The following is a 19,011-nucleotide window of genomic DNA, read 5'->3' as shown; positions in this document are numbered from 1 at the left end:
CGAAAGGCCTCGACACCGCCGTCCACGGGCCTGTAGACCTTAACGATGGTCACCGTCGGCTTTCACGCCTCGCATGAGCAGATCAGTCCCGCACAGCTTCTCAAGGACGTCCGGCACGCCGAGCGGGCGGGTTTTGACGCCGCCATGTGCTCGGACCACATTGAACCGTGGTCAGCCCGGCAGGGACACTCCGGTTTCGCCTGGTCCTGGCTGGGCGCCGCGCTGGCCACCACCGGCCTCCGCTTCGGCGTGGTGACGGCCCCGGGACAGCGCTACCACCCGGCCATCACCGCCCACGCCTCCGCCACCCTGGCCGGCATGTTCCCGGGCCGGTTCTGGCTGGCGCCGGGCAGCGGCGAAAACATGAACGAGCACATCACAGGCGACGCCTGGCCGCCCAAGGAAACACGGCAGCGGCGGCTTGAGGAGTGCGTGGACATCATCCGCCGCCTGCACCGCGGCGAGGACGTCACGCACCACGGCCTGGTAACGGTGGAGCAGGCCCGGATCTGGGACCTGCCGGAACCCCCTCCCCCGCTGATCGCCCCGGCCATCAGCGTGGACACCGCCCGCCGGTCAGCCGCCTGGGCGGACGGCCTGGTGACGGTCAACCAGCCGCCGGACAAGCTGAAGCATATGCTGGCCGCGTACCGGGACAACGGCGGCCAGGGCCACGCCATCCTGCAGGTGCACCTGTCCTGGGCGCCGCGCGAGGAGGATGCCGTGGCCACGGCGCTGGACCAGTGGCGGACCAACACCTTCGCCCCTCCGGTGCCCTGGGACCTGCCCACCGCGGCCCATTTCGACGGCGTCAGCGGCCACGTGGGCGAGGGCCAGGTCCGGAAAGCGGTGAACATCTCCGCCAGCCTGGACCGGCACGCCGAGTGGCTGGCAGGGTACGCGGCCCTGGGCTTCGACGAGCTGTACCTGCACTTTGTGGGCCAGGACCAGGCCCCGTTCATCGAGGCGTTCGGCGCTGACGTGCTGCCCCAACTGCGTCCGGCGCCGGTTCCGGACACACGAGCGGAAGGGGCAACACCGTGAGGATCGCGGAGACCTCGGACCTGTGGTGGAAGAACGCCGTCATCTACTGCCTGGACGTGGAGACGTTCTTCGATGACGACGGCGACGGCACCGGCGATTTCGCCGGCCTCACCCAGCGCGTCGACTACCTCGCGGCGTTGGGTGTCACGTGCATCTGGCTGATGCCGTTCTACCCGTCGCCGGACCGCGATGACGGCTACGACGTCACGGATTTCTTCACCGTGGATCCGCGGCTGGGCACCATGGGCGACCTCGTGGAGTTTGTCCGCAGCGCCAAGGACCGGGGGATGCGGGTGATTGCGGACTTCGTGGTCAACCACACGTCCAACCAGCATCCGTGGTTCGTGGAGGCACGGAAATCGAAGGACAACCCGTACCGGGACTACTACGTGTGGCGGGCGGACACTCCTCCGGACACCTCCTCGGAGGTGGTCTTCCCCGGCGAGCAGACGTCCCTGTGGACGAAGGATGACGCCACCGGCGAGTGGTACCTGCACATGTTCGCCGAGCACCAGCCGGACCTGAACGTGACGCATCCCAACGTCCGGAACGAAATCGCCAAGGCGATGGGGCTCTGGCTGGAGCTCGGGCTGGACGGTTTCCGGCTGGACGCCGTGCCGTTCTTCCTGGAAACCCGGGGCCAGCCCAAGGACGAGGCCGCCAACCTGGACCCGCATGAATACCTGAGCGCGCTGCGCAGCTTCCTGGGCCGCCGCAACGGCAGCGCCGTGATGCTCGGCGAGGTCAACCTGCCCTACAAGGAACAGCTGGAATACTTCGGCGGCGCCGAGGGCAACGAGCTGAACATGCAGTTCGACTTTATGACCATGCAGCATCTCTACCTTTCCCTGGCCCGCCAGGACGCCCGGCCGCTGGCCGAGAACCTGAAGAGCCGCCCGCCGCTGCACCCCGACAACCAATGGGCCATGTTCGTCCGCAACCACGATGAACTCACGCTGGACAAGCTCAGCGACGCCGAACGGCAGGAGGTGTTCGCTGCCTTCGGCCCGGAGAAGAACATGCAGATCTACGGACGTGGCCTCCGCCGCAGGCTGCCGCCAATGCTCGGCGGGGACGCCGAACGGATCCGGATGGTGTACTCGCTGATGTTCTCGCTCCCCGGCACTCCGGTCCTGTTCTATGGCGAGGAAATCGGCATGGGCGAGGACCTGCGGCAGAAGAGCAGGGCCGCCGTCCGCACCCCCATGCAGTGGAACAGCACGAAGAACGGCGGATTCTCCAGTGCGAAGGCGTCCGATCTGGTGGTCCCGCTGGCCCGCGGCGACTACGGTCCGGCCAACGTCAACGCGGCCGCCGCCAAACGCGACCCGGATTCGCTTTGGAACTTTATGGCCAGGCTGATCCAGCGCTACCGCGAGTCCCCCGAATTGGGCTGGGGCGAGTTCGCCGTGATCGACCAACCCGAACCAACGGTCCTCGCGCACACGTGCACCTCGGACGGAGCCACCATGGTGCTGCTGCACAACTTCGGCACGAGGAAGGTGAAGGTCACCGGCAAGGTGGGCGGTGAGGATGCGCCGAAACGGGCCTACAGGGGTGCCACCCTGCTGGACGTGCTCGACGGCGGCGACGTGCCTTTGGAGCCCGACGGCGGCTTCACCGTTGAGCTGGGCCGTTACGGTTACCGGTGGTTCCGCGTGCAGCAGCCGGGCGACCGGCTGGCGCCCTGACCGGCCGGCACCGCAGCCTCCCCCTACCGGCGCCGGCTTACACGTCCCGGCGCAGAACCCGCACTTCCCACGGCCGGAGGTCCGTGCCGCCGTCGGACGGGTAATTCCCCAGCACCTGGGCGGCGCCCGCCCAGGCGGGATCGCCGACGTCAGCTTTCTGGACTGAACCGGAGAAATTGCCCAGCACCAGCAGTTCCGCGTCGGGCAGCGAGCGGGTGAAGGCGTAGACGTGCTCGTCGTCGGGAAGCAGCATGGTGAAGTCGCCGTAGGCCACCACCGGATCCGTGTGGCGCAGTTCGATGACCCGGCGGTAGAAGCTGTAGACGGAGTCCGGGTCATCCACCTGCGCAGCCGCGTTGATGGTGTTGGCATTCGGATTGACAGCGATCCACGGCGCACCGGTGGTGAAGCCGCCATGGCGGCTGGCGTCCCACTGCACCGGGGTGCGGGCGTTGTCCCGGTTGAGCGGGGCCAGCGCGGCCAGGACTTCGGCGTCGGTGTGGCCGAGGTGGGTGGTGGCTTCCCGGTGGTGGTTGAGGACCTCGATGTCCCGGTAGTCGCTGATGGCGCCGAAGGTCATGTTGGTCATGCCCAGTTCCTCGCCCTGGTAGACGTAGGGCGTGCCGCGGTGCAGGTGCAGGACCGCGGCCAGCATCTTGGCGGACAGCTCGCGGTACTGGCCGTCGTCGCCGAACCGGGACACGGCCCGGGCCTGGTCGTGGTTGCCCCAGTAGAGGCTGTTCCAGCCGTGCTCCCCCAGCGCATCCTGCCAGCGGCCCAGGGACTTCTTCAGGTCGGTAAGCAGGAGCTTCCGGGGCCGCCACTTGTTGCCGCCCTCCTGGTCCAGGGCCACGTGCTCGAACTGGAACACCATGTCCACCTCCTCCCTGGCGGGGTCGGTGAACAGCACGGCGTCCTCGACGGTGACGCCGGGCATTTCGCCGACGGTGAGCAGGTCCTTGTCCCGGCCGGCCAAGACTTCCTGGTGCATCTCCTGGAGGAACTCGTGGATCCGGGGACCGCAGATATAGTGCGGGCCGCCGTCGCCGAAAAGCATCCCGTCGGACCGCGGGCCGTCCGGCAGGGACTGGTCCTTGGAGATGAAATTGATGACGTCCATCCGGAAGCCGTCCACGCCGCGGTCCAGCCACCAGTTCATCATGTCGTAGACGGCGGCCCGGACCTCCGGGTTTTCCCAGTTCAGGTCGGGCTGCTTCTTCGAGAACAGGTGCAGGTAGTACTCGCCGCTGGCGGCGTCGTACTCCCAGGCCGGGCCGGAGAACGCGGAGCCCCAGTTGTTCGGTTCCGCCCCGGGCGCGCCCGGCTCCACACCGTCCCGCGGAGCGCGCCACCAGTACCAGTCCCGTTTGGGGCTGTCCCTGGACGAGCGGGATTCGACGAACCACGGATGCTCGTCCGAGGTGTGGTTGACCACGAGGTCCATCACCAGCTTCATGCCGCGGCTGTGCAGGCCGGCGAGCAGTTCGTCCAGCGTGCCGAGGTCGCCGAAGACCGGGTCGATGTCCCGGTAGTCGCTGATGTCGTAGCCGTTGTCGTCCTGCGGCGAGCGGTAGACCGGGGACAGCCAGACGACGTCGACCCCCAGGTTCCGGAGGTAGTCCAGCCGGCCGAGGATCCCGCGGAGGTCGCCCACGCCGTCGCCGTCGGAATCGGCAAAGCTGCGGGGATAGATCTGGTAGACCACGGCGCTTTTGAACCATTCCCGGCCCGCGCGGCGGGCTGTTTCCGGCTGGGTTTCCTGGCTGGTCATGGCTTCCTCCTGGGACACGGCGCGGCGGGATGCAGGCTCAGTGAAAGTCTGGTTCCCGCGGGTACTGCGGTCAATGGCCCCTGCTGTGAAAAGATCAACCATGCGCGCTATGCAACACTCCAGCAAACTCCAGAACGTCCGGTACGAACTCCGCGGGCCCATCCTCCAGGCGGCCAAGAACATGGAGGCCGAGGGCCACCGGATCCTCAAGATGAACCTCGGGGATACCGCGCCGTTCGGCATGGAAGCGCCGGAGTCCGTGGTGGTGGACATGATCCACCACTTGCGGGGCGCCCAGGGCTACAGCGATTCCAAGGGCATCTTCTCCGCCCGGACCGCCATCTCGCAGTACTACCAGACGCGCGGGCTCATGCAGATCGGCGTGGAGGACATCTTCATCGGCAACGGCGTCAGCGAACTGATCTCGATGTGCCTGCAGGCGTTTATGGAAAACGGCGACGAGATCCTGGTCCCGGCGCCCGACTACCCCCTCTGGACGGCCGCGGTGACCCTGACCGGCGGCAAGCCAGTGCACTACCTCTGCGACGAGGCGGAGCACTGGTGGCCGGACATGGCCGACGTCGAGTCAAAGATCACCAGCCGCACCAAGGGGATCGTGATCATCAACCCCAACAATCCCACGGGTGCGGTGTACCCGCGGCACATCCTGGAACAGTTCGCCACGCTGGCACGGAAGCACAACCTGGTCCTGTTCTCTGACGAGATCTACGAGAAGGTGCTGTACGAGGAAGCCACGCACATCCACACAGCCTCCGTGGCTGAAGACGTGTGCTGCCTGACGTTCAGCGGCCTGTCCAAGGCCTACCGGATGCCCGGATACCGGGCAGGCTGGGTGGCAGTCACCGGCCCCCTCGCCGCCACCGCCGCCTACCGCGAAGGACTCGAACTCCTGGCGTCGCTGCGCCTGTGCCCCAACGTCCCGGCCCAGCATGCAATCCAGACCTGCCTGGGCGGCTACCAGAGCATCGAGGCGCTGGTGCGGCCCGGCGGCAGGCTGCGCGACCAGCGCGACCTCGCGTACAAGCTCCTGACGGCCATTCCCGGCGTTACGTGCGTCCCCGCCGCCGGAGCGATGTACCTGTTCCCACGCCTTGACCCGGAGCTTTACCCAATCAGGAGTGACGAGCAGTTCGTCCTTGACCTCCTCCAGGACCAGAAGATCCTGGTCTCCCACGGCTCGGCCTTCAACTGGCCGGCGCCGGACCACTTCCGCTTCGTGATCCTCCCGTCGGTCCTGGACATCGAGGAAGCCGTACGGAGGATCTCCACGTTCCTGGCGACGTACCGCAGCAGCGTCGCGGACTGACCTGCATCCCGGGCGCCGAGATCTAACCGGCCCCTAACCGTCAGGAAACGCGGGCGCAACAATGCCCCGCCACACTGGAACTGCCGGCAAGCGCAGGCGCCCAGCTCCAGTCCAGGAGGCCCCAGCCATGTTGAAGGAAGTCAAAGCCCATGTAACCCGGGTCCGCGCCCTGGACCAGCTCCACCGCGGCGACGAAATCGAAGCGCGCCTCTCAGTGGGGCCAAGCTACGACGACGTCGTGATCCGGCGCGGAAGCGTCCAGGAGACCGCCCCGGGCATCGGCGTCGTCTGGATCATGGACCGCCACACAGGAATGCGCAAGGCAATCAATACGGACGAATGCAGCGTGTGGCGCATCGCCTGACAGGGCAACCTGCGTTCCACACACCATCAGCACCACGACGGCGGGCGTAGTCAGTCAGGACTGCCCGCCGTTTTGGAGCCGCCCGGCTTAGCCGCCGGCCACCGACTGGATGATCAGCACTTCCTGGCCGTCCGACACTTCAGTTTCGAGGCCCTGGAGCCTGCGCACTTCTTCGCCGTCCACGTAGATATTCACGTAGCGGCGCAGCGCACCGGTCTCGTCCCGCAGGCGCCTGGCCAGCACCGGGTAACCCCCGGTCACAGAATCCAGGAGCTTCCCCACCGTCACCGGCCCGTCAGCGGGCGCAGTCAGGATGGACTGCCCGCCGGCCAGCGGCTGCAGGATGCTTGGCAGCACCACGCTGATATCAGGCACCCTGGGCCGCCGCCGTTTCCGGAATGCGCGGCTCCGGCAGCCCCGCCCCCGCGACGACGGCGGCGCGGACACACAAAACGTCCGGGAGATGGCTGACCACTTCAGCAAACGTCTCCCCCTCATCCGCGCTGGCGTACACCGTGCCGCCGCGGGTGCCAAAGTACACTCCGGCCGGCTCGGCGGAATCCACGCCCGCGGCGTCGCGGAGCACGCTGTTGTACTCCCCCTCAGGCAGGCCCGTCGCCAGGCGCTTCCAGGTGGCCCCGGCGTCGTCCGTGCGGTGCACGGCGAGCTTTCCCTCCGGAGGGATGCGTTCGCCGTCGGCCTTCAGCGGAACCACCCAGGCAGTCCCTTCCCGCCGGGGATGGGTGAGCATCACAAAGCCGAAGTCCGCGGGGAGCCCGTCAGCGATCGATTCCCAGTGCTCGCCGTTGTCGTCCGTGCGGTAGACACCGTGGTGGTTCTGCGCGTAGAGGCGGCCTTCGACGGCGGCATCCGCGGCGATCTTGTGCACGCACTGGCCGAATTCGGGGTAGGGATCCGGATTGAAGCGGGCCGAAATCCCCTTGTTCCTGGCTTCCCAGGAGGTGCCGCCGTCGAGCGAGCGGTACACCCCGCCGGTGCTCATGGCGATGTGCACGTTGTCGCCTGCCGGGTTGACCACGATCGAATGGGCGGCGGCGCCGCCGTAACCGGCACCCCACTCGCTCCGGTGCGGGTGGTCCCACAGTCCGCGGTTCAGTTCGAAATGCTCGCCGCCGTCGGTGGATTTCCACACCGAAATGGGTTCGGCGCCCGCCCACACCACGCCGGGCCGCGACTCTGCGTCCGGGTAGATCTGCCAGATGCGCTCCACGGCGGCTCCGGTGTCTTCGGGAAACGTGATGGCTCCCTGTTCGGGCTCGGTCCACGTCGCGCCAAGGTCATCGGAGTGGGCCACGGTGGGCCCCCAGTGCTCGGACCTGACGCCCACCATGATCCGAGTCCGGCCGTCGCGGGTATCTATGCCAATGCTGGGAATCTCGCTCATCAGGAAGTGCGGACCGGAGAAAGACCACTGTTTCCGGTCCGAGCTGGTGGCCAGCCAAAGGCCTTTTTTGGTTCCGATCGCCAGGACAAAACTCTCTGTGGTTGCCATGCACCCCATGCAACCACTCAGGCCGGAAGGCCGCAACGGTCAGTCGGGCAGCGAAGGCTTACGGCCCGCTTACTCCCAGCCGCCTAGTCGACGAATTCCGACTGGGTCTCAATGAAATCCCAGTCCGCCTCCGTGAGGACCGCGACGGGATTCTCAGGGTGGGGTCCGCCCGCCTCGGCGATCCCCTGCAGCACCGGGAGGGGCAGTTCCTCGGCCCGCAGGTTTTCCCGGAGCCATTCCTTGGATGCCAAATCCAGGTCCAGCCACCACATGTAGATTTCCATGCCCGTCACGCCCTTTCGTATGACTCAACGTTAGGCGCGGCCATGTCCACGTTCAAGGGTCCCGGCGTTGGGGGCCGGCTGCCTGTTGGCGGAACAAGTAGTGCTCCCCCGTTTCCGCGTAGGAGCAGGTATCGCCGCAGTTCAGCGGCTTCCAAAGTCGAGTACCTGCTACTCGCGACTGCCTCTTAAGGCCGCCCTAGCCTGAAGTGACATGCAAGCTGACCGTGCTGCTGGGGCACCTAGAGTCATCGCTACTCTCCCTCATCATGGTCCGTTTCAAACTACTGGGGAGAAGAAAACAATGAAACGTACCTTTGCCACACTGGGGGTCATGGGGCTGGGGCTGATCACTCTGACAGCACCGGCCATGGCTGCTCCTAATCAGGTGGTCGTCTGCCATGCCGGCGGAACAGGCGCAACCGTGTGGGATGCAATTGCATTCAACGTGAACGGCCTGAGCGGCCACGCCGGGCATCCCGGTGACATCATTCCGCCGAACTCGTCCTTGCCCGACGGCCTGAACTGGACGAACGACGGGAAGATCACCTACATCGCCAACTGCGCCCCGCTGCCTCCGGGCGAAACCCCACCGATCTACCCACCGGTGGAGCCGCCAGTTGTGGTGGTGGACCCGCCCGTCGTGGTACCACCCGTCGAACCCGTCGTTGTAGTACCACCCGTCGAACCGGTCGTTGTAGTACCACCCGTCGAACCGGTCGTTGTAGTACCACCGGCCGAACAAACCGTGGTCCCGCCGGCCGCTGTGGAAGCACCGGTGGTGCAGTCACCGGTCGTGGTCCAGGCACCGGCGACGACGGCCACCACAGGCAGGACGCCGGCCGCCACGGGGGCAGTCGCTGTCAGCCAGGGCACCAACCAGGGTTTCAATGCGCAGACTGCCGTGGGAGGAAGTGAGAGTGCCCCCACCTGGCTCGCGGGCCTGGGCGTGATGCTCGGTGCGGGTGCAGTGGTTGCGATCCGCCGCAGGTCCCTGGAACCACAGGCAGACTAAGGGCACAGTTCGGACTGGGCCGAACTGACACGCAGGGCGCCCCGCCAGCTCACGGCGGGGCGCCCTTCCTGTAAGCACACTTTCCAAAACGCCTGAGGAGCATCGTGGCAAAGCAAACCGGACGGCACGAAGTGCCCAGGCGGCGCCGCGGCCTAAACCGCGCAGACGTTGCCATCCTTGCCTGCGGCCTCATGGGTTTCCTGTCCTTCACGTTTGGTGGCCCGCTGCTGGACCAGCACGGGGCCCCAACGCCGGGAACAAACACGGCCGCCTATTCCGCCGGGACGTCGTCGGTCTTCGAACTGCCGTTGCCCTTGGCGGTTTCGGGCGTCCCTCCCACCCCGGCGGCGTCCGCGCCGGCCGCGGTACCGGTATCCGCCGCGCCGGTCCTTCCGGAGGCTTCGGCCCCGCAGCGCATCATCTACGCGAAAGCTGCCATGGACACGGCCGTCCATCCGCTGGAACCGGACAGCACCGCCGTCGAAAACCAGACCATCGTGCCGCCCACCACCAAGGACGGCTACTGGCTGACGCCGTTCGGTGTTCCGGGGAACGGCTCGAAGAACACCACCTACGTCATCGGCCACAGCTGGGAGGGCCAGGATGCCCCGTTCAACCACCTCAGCTCCGCAGCGGCCGCCGGCGACGAATTCGACGTCGTCACCGCCACCGGCACCATCCGATACCGCGTGGACAGCGTGACCACCTACCTCAAGGCCGCACTCAAGGACAGCCCCATCTGGGACATGGTGCCCAGCCGGCTTGTCCTGATCAGTTGCTATACGGAAGACCCGTGGGGGAAGAACGTGGTGGTCTCCGCCTCACCGGCATAACGAAGCCCCAGCTCAAGGGCCTGTTCAAGCACGCCTGCGGGGCAGAGAATGAGCTATGACTCCAGAACGATTCACCGGGCCGCCTCCACTGTTGGTTGGTGTGATGCCTGATCAACACCCCGAGGTCCTCCGAACGGCAACGCAGCTGGCCGCGCGGCTCTCCGCCCCGATGCTCTGCGCCTACGTTGATGAGGCGAGCTACCTGGTGGAATGGGATCCTGCCCGCTCCGCGCACAGATTGTCCCTTCATCCCGAGAAGGATGACGAGGACGTCCGTGCCGTGACGATGGGAATCCGGGCGGTCATTGAGGACGCCGTCGGCACCGCCGGAGACCCCGCCATCAGCTGGACCCTCCGCACCCTGGCCGGGGATCCTGCCCGCGCCCTCGCCCGGCTTGCGGCGGAGACCAACGCTCCCATGATCATTGTGGGAACCTCGGAACGGGGGCTGGCACACCGGCTCTCCGAGGCGCTCAACGGCTCAGTTGGTGCCTGGCTCAGCCATCACCAGAGCCGGCCCGTCCTGGTGGTTCCGTACCGGATGCCTGCGCACGAGGACGCCGGCTGAGGCCGCAGATGCCGCAAAAGCCATGCCCAAGGTGCCTCGAAATAATAAAGCGAAAGTAGTTATTCGAGGTGGTGGCGGACGGCTCTACCGGCAAGTAAGCTGATTCAAGCAGGACGATCCAGGCCGATGGAGTGGATCGCTAATCTGCCCCAAATACTGCTCCGGAGTGCGTATCCCCCAATAACGCACTCCGGAGCTTTTTAATGCCCAATTCCAGGCACGCCGGCTTCCGGGCGGCGGCGCCGCAAGCCGGTTCCTGCCCTGGCCAGGTTTGAACCGATACCCCCAGGGGGTACTTGCGGGATACCCCCATGGGGTATATGTTGGCACTATGAATGCACCGGAAGACGCTGTTTTGGAGCCGGCCCACGGCCCAGGCTCCCCGCCTGAGCATGGCTACACTGGAAACAAAGACGCTTACCTGCGCCGGCTCAAACGCATTGAGGGCCAGGTCCGTGGCATTGCCCGCATGGTTGACGAGGACAAGTACTGCATCGACATCCTGACCCAGGTTTCGGCCGTCACCAAGGCCCTGCACGCCGTCAGCCTTGGGCTCGTGGAGGAGCACATCGGCCATTGTGTCGTCGGAGCCGCCTCTGAGCCCGATCCCGCACTCCGGGCCGAAGCCATCGACGTCAAGGTCAAGGAGGCGGCCGATGCCATCGGCCGCCTGCTTCGCTAAACCACCCATTCGCCGGCATCGCGCCGGCCCCCCACAAAGGAGCCAGCCATGAGCACCACCTCCACCACTGTCAGCGTTTCGGGCATGACCTGCGGCCACTGCATCTCGTCGGTCAGCGAAGAGCTTGAATCACTCGCCGGCGTCGAGGCGGTCGAGGTCGACCTCAATGCCGGCGGCGTCTCCACGGTCACCATCACTTCCAGCCAGGAACTCTCACCCTCCGAGATCGGCGAGGCCGTAGCCGAGGCCGGGTACCTCGTAGTGGCCAACGAGGCCTGAACCTTCCACCGAACAGAGGAAACGCCGTGAGCACTGAGCATCTCCATCCTGCCGGGAGCCGGGTGGTTGACCTGGATATCGAGGGCATGACCTGCGCCTCCTGCGTGAACCGGGTAGAGAAGAAGCTCGGCAAGCTCGACGGCGTGGAAGCCACGGTCAACCTCCCCCTGGAATCCGCCCACGTAAAAGTCCCCGCAGGAATCACGGACCAGCAACTGGTGGACACGGTAAACGCCGCGGGTTACAAGGCAAGGCTCCGTGGAATTGACGCACGAAGCGGTGCCGGGGATATGCGGCAGCATGCGTCTAAGCGAGGCACGAGCGAGCATGCAGAGCATGTCTCCGGCACCGCACCCACGCACGAGGACCACATGGCACACGGCGGCGCGGCACAGCAGCTGCGGCCGCGTCTCATCGTGGCTGCCGTCCTCACGGTGCCGGTCTTCCTGATCTCCATGGTCCCTGCCTTCCAGTTTGCAAACTGGGGCTGGGTGGCAGGGGCTCTCGCGTTGCCCGTGGTTAGCTGGGCGGCATGGCCGTTCCATCGGGCAGCGGCCATCAATGCCCGCCACCTGGCATCCACCATGGACACGCTGGTCTCCATCGGAGTGATTGCCGCTTACGTCTTCTCGGCCTGGCAGCTGTCCAGCAACCCCCGAATGACCGAACACCCGGGAATGGAGGGGATGGAACCGGGCGGACTCTACTTTGAGGTGGCTGCCGTCGTCACCACATTCCTGCTTCTTGGCCGTTTCCTGGAGGCCAATGCCAAGCAGAAAGCCGGCGACGCCCTCAGGGCACTGCTGAACCTGGGCGCGAAGGACGCCACGGTCCTGCGCAGCGGCAACGAAACCAAGATCCCGGCCGAAGATCTCCAGGTGGGTGACGTCATCGTGGTCCGGCCCGGCGAAAAGATCGCGACGGACGGTGTGGTGATCGAGGGCAACTCTGCGGTGGACGCGTCCCTGGTCACCGGCGAGTCGGTGCCCGTGGAGGTAGGCCCGGACAGCAAGGTCACCGGAGCCACCATTAACACCTCGGGCCGGCTGCTGGTCCGCGCCAGCCGTGTGGGTTCCGAAACCACCCTGGCACAGATGGCCCGGCTGGTTTCCCAGGCCCAGACAGGCAAGGCACCAATCGCCCGCCTCGCCGACCGGGTCAGCGCCGTGTTCGTGCCGGTGGTCCTGGTCATCGCCGGCCTGACCTTCGCGGCATGGCTGCTCACGGCGGGCCCCGACGTCAGCGAAGCCGAGCTGCGCGCCGCCTTCACCGCCGCCGTCGCCGTACTGGTCATCGCCTGCCCCTGCGCGCTGGGACTGGCAACTCCGGTGGGGCTGCTCACCGGAACCGGCCGCGGCGCCCAACTGGGCATCCTGATCAAAGGCCCGCAGGTGCTCGAGGACACCCGCACCGTGGACACCATCCTGCTGGACAAGACCGGCACGGTCACCACCGGCCGGCTCGCCGTTGACGATGCCGTGGCTTTTGAGGGGTTCAGCGCGTCCGAGGTCCTGCGCCTCGCCGGCGCCGTGGAGGCAGCCTCGGAGCACCCCATCGCCCACGCGATTGCCGCGTCCGCCCTCGCCCAGATCAGTGAACCGGCGACCCTGACGGCGCGTCGGAGCGGGGACGGTCAGAACGACGACGGCGGGCGGCTTCCCGCCGTCGGGCAGTTCCGCTCGGCACCCGGAGGGGGCGTTGCCGGCACCGTTGAAGGCCGCCCGGTGCTGGCCGGCCGCAGCGGCTGGCTGCAGGAGAACGGCGTCCACATCTCCACCGAACAGCAGGAGGCCCTCCGGGCCGCCGAGGCATCCGGAGCCACGGCCATCTGGGTGGCTCTGGACGGAACCGCGGCGGGCATCATCAGCCTCCGGGACACCCTCAAGCCGGGATCCGCGGAAGCCATCTCACGGCTCAAGGCCCTGGGGCTCCGGCCCATCCTGCTGACGGGTGACAACTCCGCTGTCGCCGCGCAGGTGGCAGACACCGTCGGCATTGCACCGGAGGACGTGTATGCCGGAGTCCTGCCGGCCGGGAAAGTGGATGCTGTCCGGAGGCTGCAGGCCAATGGAGCCATTGTGGCCATGGCGGGGGACGGCGTGAACGACGCCGCCGCCCTGGCACAGGCGGACCTCGGAATCGCCATGGGTTCGGGCACCGATGTGGCCATCGAGGCCGCGGACCTCACCGTGATGGGCAACGACCTGGGACAGGTGGCTCAGGCAATCGAATTGTCCCGCAAGACACTGGCCACGATCAGGACCAACCTGTTCTGGGCCTTTTTCTACAACGCGGTGGGCATCCCCGTGGCTGCTTTGGGCCTCCTGAACCCGATGATCGCGGGGGCCGCCATGGCCGCGAGCTCGGTCCTGGTGGTGGCGAATTCACTCCGGCTGCGCAGCTTCGGCAGGTAACAGCCTCCGGCGGGTGTCGCCGCCGGCAAGCCGTCAGGCAGTTCCGAAGCGCACAGCAGCCCTCGCCCTTGCTTTGGCGGCCTCCTCCTCGCGGTCCTTGGCCGGCGCGTGGCTGACCAGGGAGTCCAGGAGGTGCTGGGTGATGTGGGCTATCTCGTGCACGGCCTCGGCGAAAGCTTCCTCGTTGGCCTTCGACGGCTTGGTGCTGCCGCTGATTTTGCGCACGTACTGCAGGGCGGCGGCGTGCACCTCCTCGGAGGTGGCGTGCGGTTCAAAGTTGTGGAGGGTTCTGATATTCCGGCACATAAGGCCATGCTAGGCTCTGGAACGCCTGGGATCGACCCCCTGCTTCGTGCTGTTGGAGGCCCCCCGCCCATGGGCAGTGGTGCATGGGCAGCGGTCCCCATCGACAGTGTTTTGGGGCCGGGATAGGTTCTAGGTAATGGATCTTCCGGATCAGCCGGGGGCCGCTGGGGATGCCGATCTGGATCGGATCCAAGACTAAGGAGAATACTCATGGCTTTGTGGGGCGCAGATGTAGAACAGCTCAGGACTCTTGGCACCAAGCTGCAGCATGGTGCAAACGAGATCGAGCAGCAGAAGAACAACCTGAACAACCTGCTGAATTCCACGCAGTGGCTGGGCCCGGACGCGGACGCCTTCAAGCAGCAGTGGAGCGGTGAGCACATGACGCAGCTGACCCGGGTCGCTGAATCCCTCAAGGAAGCCAGCCAGAAGGCCACGCGGAACGCCCAGGAGCAGTCGGACGCTTCACTCTAGCCACAGCAGCATTAACCACGGGCCCGGACACAGCACAGTGTCCGGGCCCGTTGGCGTTTACGCAGCAGCCGGCGCTGTTGGAGGCGGACCGACTGTCAGGGGACGGGTTCGACGTCGTTCGCGTGCTCCAGCGGTGAGGGCGCCTTCCGCCGGGGTGCTCCGCCGTCCATCACCGGGGTGATGGCCTGGCCCCGCAGTTCATCGAGCCTGACCAGGATGACGCCGCCAACAATAAGCGCTCCGCCCAGGAGCTGGATGGCCCCCGGCAGTTCCCCGAGGAGCAGCCATGCCCAGACCACGGCAAACAGCACCTCGGTCAGCGAAACGAATGATGCCACCTTGGAGCCGAGGGCACGGGCGGCCATGATTCCGGAGACGTAGGCCAGGACTGTTGCCAGCACCACCAGGCCGCCCAGTGAGACCCACCACGGGGTGGTCCAGGGACCAAGTTTGGTGTCCGCCGTGCTGAAGGCCATGGGAAGCAGGCCGGTGGCGGCCGCCAGCCACATCACGGCCGCTCCCACCATGAGGCCGCCGGAGGCAAGGACGATCGGTGGCAGGGAGTCGTTCTCCTTGGCGGTGATGAAGAAGTACATGGCCAGGCACACCGCAGCCGCAATCCCCCAGAACACACCGACCACATCGATCTTGACGGTGCCGGTGAGGTCAAGAACCAGCACGAGTCCGGCAAGGGAAAGCAGCGTCCCGCCGAAGGTCAGTGCGCGCGGCCGTTTCCGGCTGGCTGCCCAGAGCCAGAGAACAATGATCACCGGGGCCAGATACTCCAGGAGCAGGGCCACTCCGACCGACAGGCGGGCCACCGCGTTGAAGTAGAACAGCTGGCACGCGGCCACGCCGATGAGGCCAAACAGCACGATCGTGACCCAGTTGTCGCGCAGTTGGTGCCATTTGCCGCGCAGGGCGGGGATGGCCGGAATTGCGAGGATCAGGGCGGCGCCGGTGAGGCGCGCGGTTACGGCGGCGCCCGGGGACCAGCCGGTTTCCAGGAGCGCCTTGGCGAAGGACCCGGAGAGGCCGAAGACGGCGGAGGAGAACAGCGCAATTCCAAGGCCCGAGGCCATAAAGCCGCGGCTGGCCGTGATGTGGGTGCCGGTCGGGTTGGTGGCGGCAGGCATTGTCGCCTCCTGTCAGGAGTAAAGTGGGGTTATGGTCATGACATTACGCCCGGCCCTGTAAGGAGTCAAGATGGTTTTTGCCCCTGACACTGAGGTGGCGCTGCGCACCGTGGTGCATCTGATCAACAGCGCCTCGAACGGCACGGAATCCCTGGGCACAGTTGCGGACCTGGACCGCTTCCTTGAAGCCGAAGGGTTCACCGGGGCCAGGGCGCGCGACGCGGCGGAACTGGCCAGCGTCCATAAACTGCGCAGCGAGCTCGCCGGCGTGTGGACCTCGGATGAGGATTCAGCGGTGGAATCCGTGAACCGCCTGCTGCGCGATGCCAGGGCACTGCCGCAGCTGATGAAGCACGACCAGTGGGACTGGCACCTGCATGCGACCACCCGCGAGGCGCCGCTGGCGGACAGGATGGGCACCGAGGCGGCCATGGCCCTGGTGGACGTGATCCGGAGCAAGGAGATGGACCGCATGCTGGTGTGCGAAGGGGATGACTGTGATGCGGTGGTCCTGGATCTCACCCGCAACCGTTCGAAGCGGTACTGCGACACCGGCAACTGTGCCAACAGGGCACACGTCGCGGCCTACCGCGCCCGCCAGGCAAAGGCCGGCTAGGGCAAACCGCCTAGGGCAGGAGCGGGCTTAGCGCCCGGCCGGCCCGTCGGCGTCGGGGGTGCCAGGCTCGGAAGTGCCGGGCCGGGAACCATCCTGGCCCTCGCGGCCGGACTGCCGAGGCGTGCCGCCGAACCCGTGGGAAGGCTTGCGGGCGGAGCTCAGGTTCACACCCGAACCTTTGCCAAGGTGCTCGGCGTTGTCCTTGTAGCTCATCGAGAGCATGGCGGCGATGACCAGCGTGACAATGAATGCGATTCCGGCGCCGGTGAAGGCCAAATCGAAGCGCGGGGCGCGTGCGCTGCCGCCGGAAGCGAAAATGAGGACGGCAAAAAAGGCGATGACGGCCCAGAACGCGGAGAACATCAGCGGCCCCTTCACCGAGGTCCGCATCTTGCGCGGTTTTCCTGGTTGCTGGTCTGCCAAGGTGGTTCCTCCCCTGCGGGCACGGCGCGGAGGCCTGCCCGGTTCGAATGGTGCGTTGGGTCTGTACGGCGAAACTTCTACGCTGGGTAGAACCGTACGCTTCTAGTTTACGGCTTCACGACGGCGGCCCGGGCATCGTGCCGCAGGGTCAGCGCGGACAGCACCCAGAGCACGCCGGCAATGATGGCGCCGCCGCCAGCGACGCCCAGCAGGGCGTGGGCCCCGAGGCCAATGAGGAACGGGATGGCCACGGCTGTTCCGATGCCAATGACGCCGGAGGCCAGCCAGTCCCTGGCCAGCACATGGCTGCGGCGGTTCCGGAGTCCGCAAAGCACCTCGATCACGCCTGCCAGGCCCAAGCCCAGCGATGCGATGATGCCGAAGGGCAGGTCGCCCTGAAGCAGCGGCAGCGCCACGCCGGTTCCCGCAAGGATCAGGCCTGCGGCTGAAAACAGCTTTCCGGGCCCGTCGCCGCGCCGGAAGCCTGCCCTGGGGACACTCCGGAGCACCAGGATCCCGGTAGCCAGCAGGTAGATTCCGCCGGCCCACGCCATGACCTCCACGGACGGTGCAGCCCAGAAGATCGTCACGGCCCCGAACACCAGGGCAACAATGGCACGCAGCAGCACGGGTTTCCACAGATCCTTCTGGGGGGCGGTACCGTGGGCGGCTTCAGCTGGCGTCAATGGGCGGGTCACCGGTCCAGTTTAGTGGGCGCGCGTGCTACGTCGAACCGAGCACCATCCACCGGTCGGACCTGGCGCGCGCCCCGAGGGTCACGGCGCGTGCTGCCATGTAGCCCAGGGCGAAGGCCGCCCACAGCCACCCCAGCCCCGGCACGCCGGAGGCGCCCGAGCCGGCGACCGCCAGGAGCAGCGGAACGTACACGGCAAGGTTGACGACGCCGGCAATTGCGAGGTACTTCGCATCGCCGGCGCCGATCAGCACCCCGTCGAGGACAAACACATAACCTGCGATCGGCTGCCCTGCGGCGAGCACCCACAGCGCAACGGTCAGCGCGGAGTGGACGCCGGCGTCGGACGTGAACAGGAGCCCCACCCAGGGCGCGGCCACCGCGAGGAGGACACCGGTAATTACGCCAAAGCCGATGCCCCACCTGATCATGATGGTGGTGAGAAGCCGCGCCTTGGCGGGGTTGGAGGCCCCCAGTTCCTTGCCGATGAGGGCCTGCGCGGCGATGGCCAGGGCATCCAGGGCGAAGGCGAGGAACGAGAAAATGGTCATGGCGAGCTGGTGCGCTGCCAGGTTGACGGGCCCCTGGGCCGTCACCACCAGAACCGTGGCCAGAATGGCGATGCGCAGGCTGAGCGTGCGCAGCATCAGCCATGATCCGATCCGCGTCATGGCGCGGATGCCCCGCCAGTCGGGGAGCAGGCTGACGCCGTGCCGGGAGGCGTTGCGCTGGACCATCACGAGGTAGACGGCGGCCATGGCCCATTGCGCGATGCTGGTGCCAACAGCAGAGCCGGTGACCGACCAGCCAAGGCCGTAGACGAGCCAGAGGTTCAGGACGATATTCAGGGCGAACCCGGCCGTCGCGACCACCAGCGGCGTGCGGGTGTCCTGGAGCCCGCGGAGGACGCCCGTGCCGGCAAAAATGAGCAACATGGCTACAAGTCCCGGCATGGACCAGCGGAGGTAGTCGGCAGCAAAGACCCGGACAGCGCCGTCCGCGCCCATGAGCCCCACCAGCGGATCGGCCGCAATGAAGCCTGCAGCAGCCAGGAGAACGCCCAGCAGCAGCGCCAGCCACACGCCGTCGCGCCCGGCGGCCAGCGCCTTGCCCAGCTGGCCGTCGCCGAGTGCCCGTGCCACGGCCGGTGTGGTGGAGTACGCGAGGAATACCATCAGGCCAACGGCGGTGTGCAGCACGGCGGACGCAAGGCCCACTCCCGCCAGCTGGGCCACCCCCAAGTGCCCGACGATGGCGGAATCCGCCAGCAGGAACAGCGGTTCGGCAATCAGGGCGCCGAACGCGGGGACGGCGAGACGCAGGATTTCCCGGGAGTGGCCGGCGGTTGTTTTTGTGGCAGCAGGGGCGGATTGGTGTGGCACGGTTTCCAGCCTATCGGGGCGCCGGGACATGCTGCCCGACGTCAGCGCCGGGGATCCCCACGCGGGCTCCGTCGCGCCATGATAAACAACACATCCTGACACAATTTGTTGACACTTCAAGTATTGGTTTGGAAGACTTGGGACTTCAAGCTTCAACGCTGCGATCCGGCCCGCTTGTACGCAAACAGCCCCGACCGA

21 protein-coding genes are annotated in these 19,011 nt (G+C 66.7%); 12 read left to right on the top strand and 9 right to left on the bottom strand.

Annotated features, from left to right (window positions below; all coding sequences use genetic code 11):
• Positions 1–45: 45 nt before the first annotated feature.
• Positions 46–1,044 (top strand): TIGR03885 family FMN-dependent LLM class oxidoreductase, encoded by a 999-nt coding sequence (locus tag J2X42_RS15470; RefSeq protein ID WP_310166607.1) that lies wholly within the window; start codon positions 46–48, stop codon positions 1,042–1,044.
• The gene (locus J2X42_RS15465; RefSeq protein ID WP_310166604.1) at positions 1,041–2,735 is read left to right on the top strand and encodes an alpha-amylase family protein; all 1,695 of its coding nucleotides are present in this window, start codon (positions 1,041–1,043) and stop codon (positions 2,733–2,735) included. Before J2X42_RS15470 ends, J2X42_RS15465 begins: the two co-directional genes overlap by 4 nt.
• A gap of 37 nt (positions 2,736–2,772) precedes the next feature.
• On the opposite strand, the gene J2X42_RS15460 is transcribed toward J2X42_RS15465, so the two are convergent.
• A complete protein-coding gene (locus tag J2X42_RS15460; protein WP_310166792.1) occupies positions 2,773–4,506 on the bottom strand; it encodes an alpha-glucosidase in 1,734 nt (577 codons plus the stop codon).
• Between the two features lie 100 nt (positions 4,507–4,606).
• Here J2X42_RS15460 and J2X42_RS15455 point away from each other — a divergent pair, with 100 nt between their 5' ends.
• A complete protein-coding gene (locus tag J2X42_RS15455; protein ID WP_131131974.1) occupies positions 4,607–5,833 on the top strand; it encodes a pyridoxal phosphate-dependent aminotransferase in 1,227 nt (408 codons plus the stop codon).
• A 127-nt stretch (positions 5,834–5,960) separates the two neighbouring features.
• Positions 5,961–6,197, top strand: a complete 237-nt coding sequence (locus J2X42_RS15450; RefSeq protein WP_131131975.1) for a hypothetical protein — start codon at positions 5,961–5,963, stop codon at positions 6,195–6,197.
• A gap of 87 nt (positions 6,198–6,284) precedes the next feature.
• On the opposite strand, the gene J2X42_RS15445 is transcribed toward J2X42_RS15450, so the two are convergent.
• The 3 genes from J2X42_RS15445 to J2X42_RS15435 all read right to left on the bottom strand — a co-directional run bounded on the left by J2X42_RS15445 (position 6,285) and on the right by J2X42_RS15435 (position 7,994).
• Positions 6,285–6,572, bottom strand: a complete 288-nt coding sequence (locus J2X42_RS15445) for a MoaD/ThiS family protein (RefSeq protein WP_310166600.1) — start codon at positions 6,570–6,572, stop codon at positions 6,285–6,287.
• The gene (locus J2X42_RS15440; protein WP_310166598.1) at positions 6,565–7,719 is read right to left on the bottom strand and encodes an exo-alpha-sialidase; all 1,155 of its coding nucleotides are present in this window, start codon (positions 7,717–7,719) and stop codon (positions 6,565–6,567) included. The genes J2X42_RS15445 and J2X42_RS15440 overlap by 8 nt, the downstream gene beginning before the upstream one ends.
• 74 nt (positions 7,720–7,793) lie before the next feature.
• Positions 7,794–7,994 (bottom strand): hypothetical protein, encoded by a 201-nt coding sequence (locus J2X42_RS15435; protein WP_310166596.1) that lies wholly within the window; start codon positions 7,992–7,994, stop codon positions 7,794–7,796.
• A 301-nt stretch (positions 7,995–8,295) separates the two neighbouring features.
• Between J2X42_RS15435 and J2X42_RS15430 the strand changes: the two genes are divergently transcribed.
• The 6 genes from J2X42_RS15430 to J2X42_RS15405 all read left to right on the top strand — a co-directional run bounded on the left by J2X42_RS15430 (position 8,296) and on the right by J2X42_RS15405 (position 13,782).
• A complete protein-coding gene (locus tag J2X42_RS15430) occupies positions 8,296–9,006 on the top strand; it encodes a hypothetical protein (RefSeq protein ID WP_310166595.1) in 711 nt (236 codons plus the stop codon).
• Positions 9,007–9,110: 104 nt separating this feature from the next.
• Positions 9,111–9,839 (top strand): class F sortase, encoded by a 729-nt coding sequence (locus tag J2X42_RS15425; protein WP_310166594.1) that lies wholly within the window; start codon positions 9,111–9,113, stop codon positions 9,837–9,839.
• A gap of 55 nt (positions 9,840–9,894) precedes the next feature.
• Positions 9,895–10,407 (top strand): universal stress protein, encoded by a 513-nt coding sequence (locus J2X42_RS15420; protein WP_310166592.1) that lies wholly within the window; start codon positions 9,895–9,897, stop codon positions 10,405–10,407.
• A 331-nt stretch (positions 10,408–10,738) separates the two neighbouring features.
• A complete protein-coding gene (locus tag J2X42_RS15415; RefSeq protein ID WP_310166590.1) occupies positions 10,739–11,089 on the top strand; it encodes a metal-sensitive transcriptional regulator in 351 nt (116 codons plus the stop codon).
• Between the two features lie 48 nt (positions 11,090–11,137).
• Positions 11,138–11,368: a cation transporter gene (locus tag J2X42_RS15410; RefSeq protein ID WP_310166588.1), complete on the top strand. Its 231-nt coding sequence runs from the start codon at positions 11,138–11,140 to the stop codon at positions 11,366–11,368.
• An 86-nt stretch (positions 11,369–11,454) separates the two neighbouring features.
• A complete protein-coding gene (locus tag J2X42_RS15405) occupies positions 11,455–13,782 on the top strand; it encodes a heavy metal translocating P-type ATPase (RefSeq protein WP_396134094.1) in 2,328 nt (775 codons plus the stop codon).
• Positions 13,783–13,815: 33 nt separating this feature from the next.
• Here J2X42_RS15405 and J2X42_RS15400 read toward each other — a convergent pair whose 3' ends face one another.
• Entirely contained in the window at positions 13,816–14,088 is a 273-nt protein-coding gene (locus J2X42_RS15400; RefSeq protein ID WP_310166583.1) for a DUF2277 domain-containing protein, read from the bottom strand.
• 210 nt (positions 14,089–14,298) lie between these two features.
• Between J2X42_RS15400 and J2X42_RS15395 the strand changes: the two genes are divergently transcribed.
• Complete coding sequence (locus J2X42_RS15395) at positions 14,299–14,562, top strand: WXG100 family type VII secretion target (protein WP_310166486.1); 264 nt, start codon at positions 14,299–14,301, stop codon at positions 14,560–14,562.
• 95 nt (positions 14,563–14,657) lie between these two features.
• On the opposite strand, the gene J2X42_RS15390 is transcribed toward J2X42_RS15395, so the two are convergent.
• A complete protein-coding gene (locus J2X42_RS15390) occupies positions 14,658–15,698 on the bottom strand; it encodes an EamA family transporter (RefSeq protein WP_310166581.1) in 1,041 nt (346 codons plus the stop codon).
• A 70-nt stretch (positions 15,699–15,768) separates the two neighbouring features.
• On the opposite strand from J2X42_RS15390, the gene J2X42_RS15385 reads away from it, so the two are divergent.
• Positions 15,769–16,314: a CGNR zinc finger domain-containing protein gene (locus J2X42_RS15385; RefSeq protein WP_310166578.1), complete on the top strand. Its 546-nt coding sequence runs from the start codon at positions 15,769–15,771 to the stop codon at positions 16,312–16,314.
• 27 nt (positions 16,315–16,341) lie between these two features.
• Here the strand turns inward: J2X42_RS15385 and J2X42_RS15380 are convergent, their stop codons facing one another.
• The 3 genes from J2X42_RS15380 to J2X42_RS15370 form a co-directional block, all read right to left on the bottom strand.
• Positions 16,342–16,737, bottom strand: a complete 396-nt coding sequence (locus tag J2X42_RS15380; RefSeq protein WP_310166577.1) for a hypothetical protein — start codon at positions 16,735–16,737, stop codon at positions 16,342–16,344.
• A gap of 107 nt (positions 16,738–16,844) precedes the next feature.
• A complete protein-coding gene (locus J2X42_RS15375; RefSeq protein WP_310166575.1) occupies positions 16,845–17,435 on the bottom strand; it encodes a hypothetical protein in 591 nt (196 codons plus the stop codon).
• Positions 17,436–17,460: 25 nt separating this feature from the next.
• Complete coding sequence (locus J2X42_RS15370; protein ID WP_396134088.1) at positions 17,461–18,843, bottom strand: MATE family efflux transporter; 1,383 nt, start codon at positions 18,841–18,843, stop codon at positions 17,461–17,463.
• Between the last annotated feature and the right edge of the window lie 168 nt (positions 18,844–19,011).

This window comes from Arthrobacter sp. BE255 (assembly GCF_031457335.1).
GTDB lineage: Bacteria > Actinomycetota > Actinomycetes > Actinomycetales > Micrococcaceae > Arthrobacter.
Note: the sequence above shows the minus strand (reverse complement) of the source record. Positions and strands in the feature narration are given on the sequence as shown.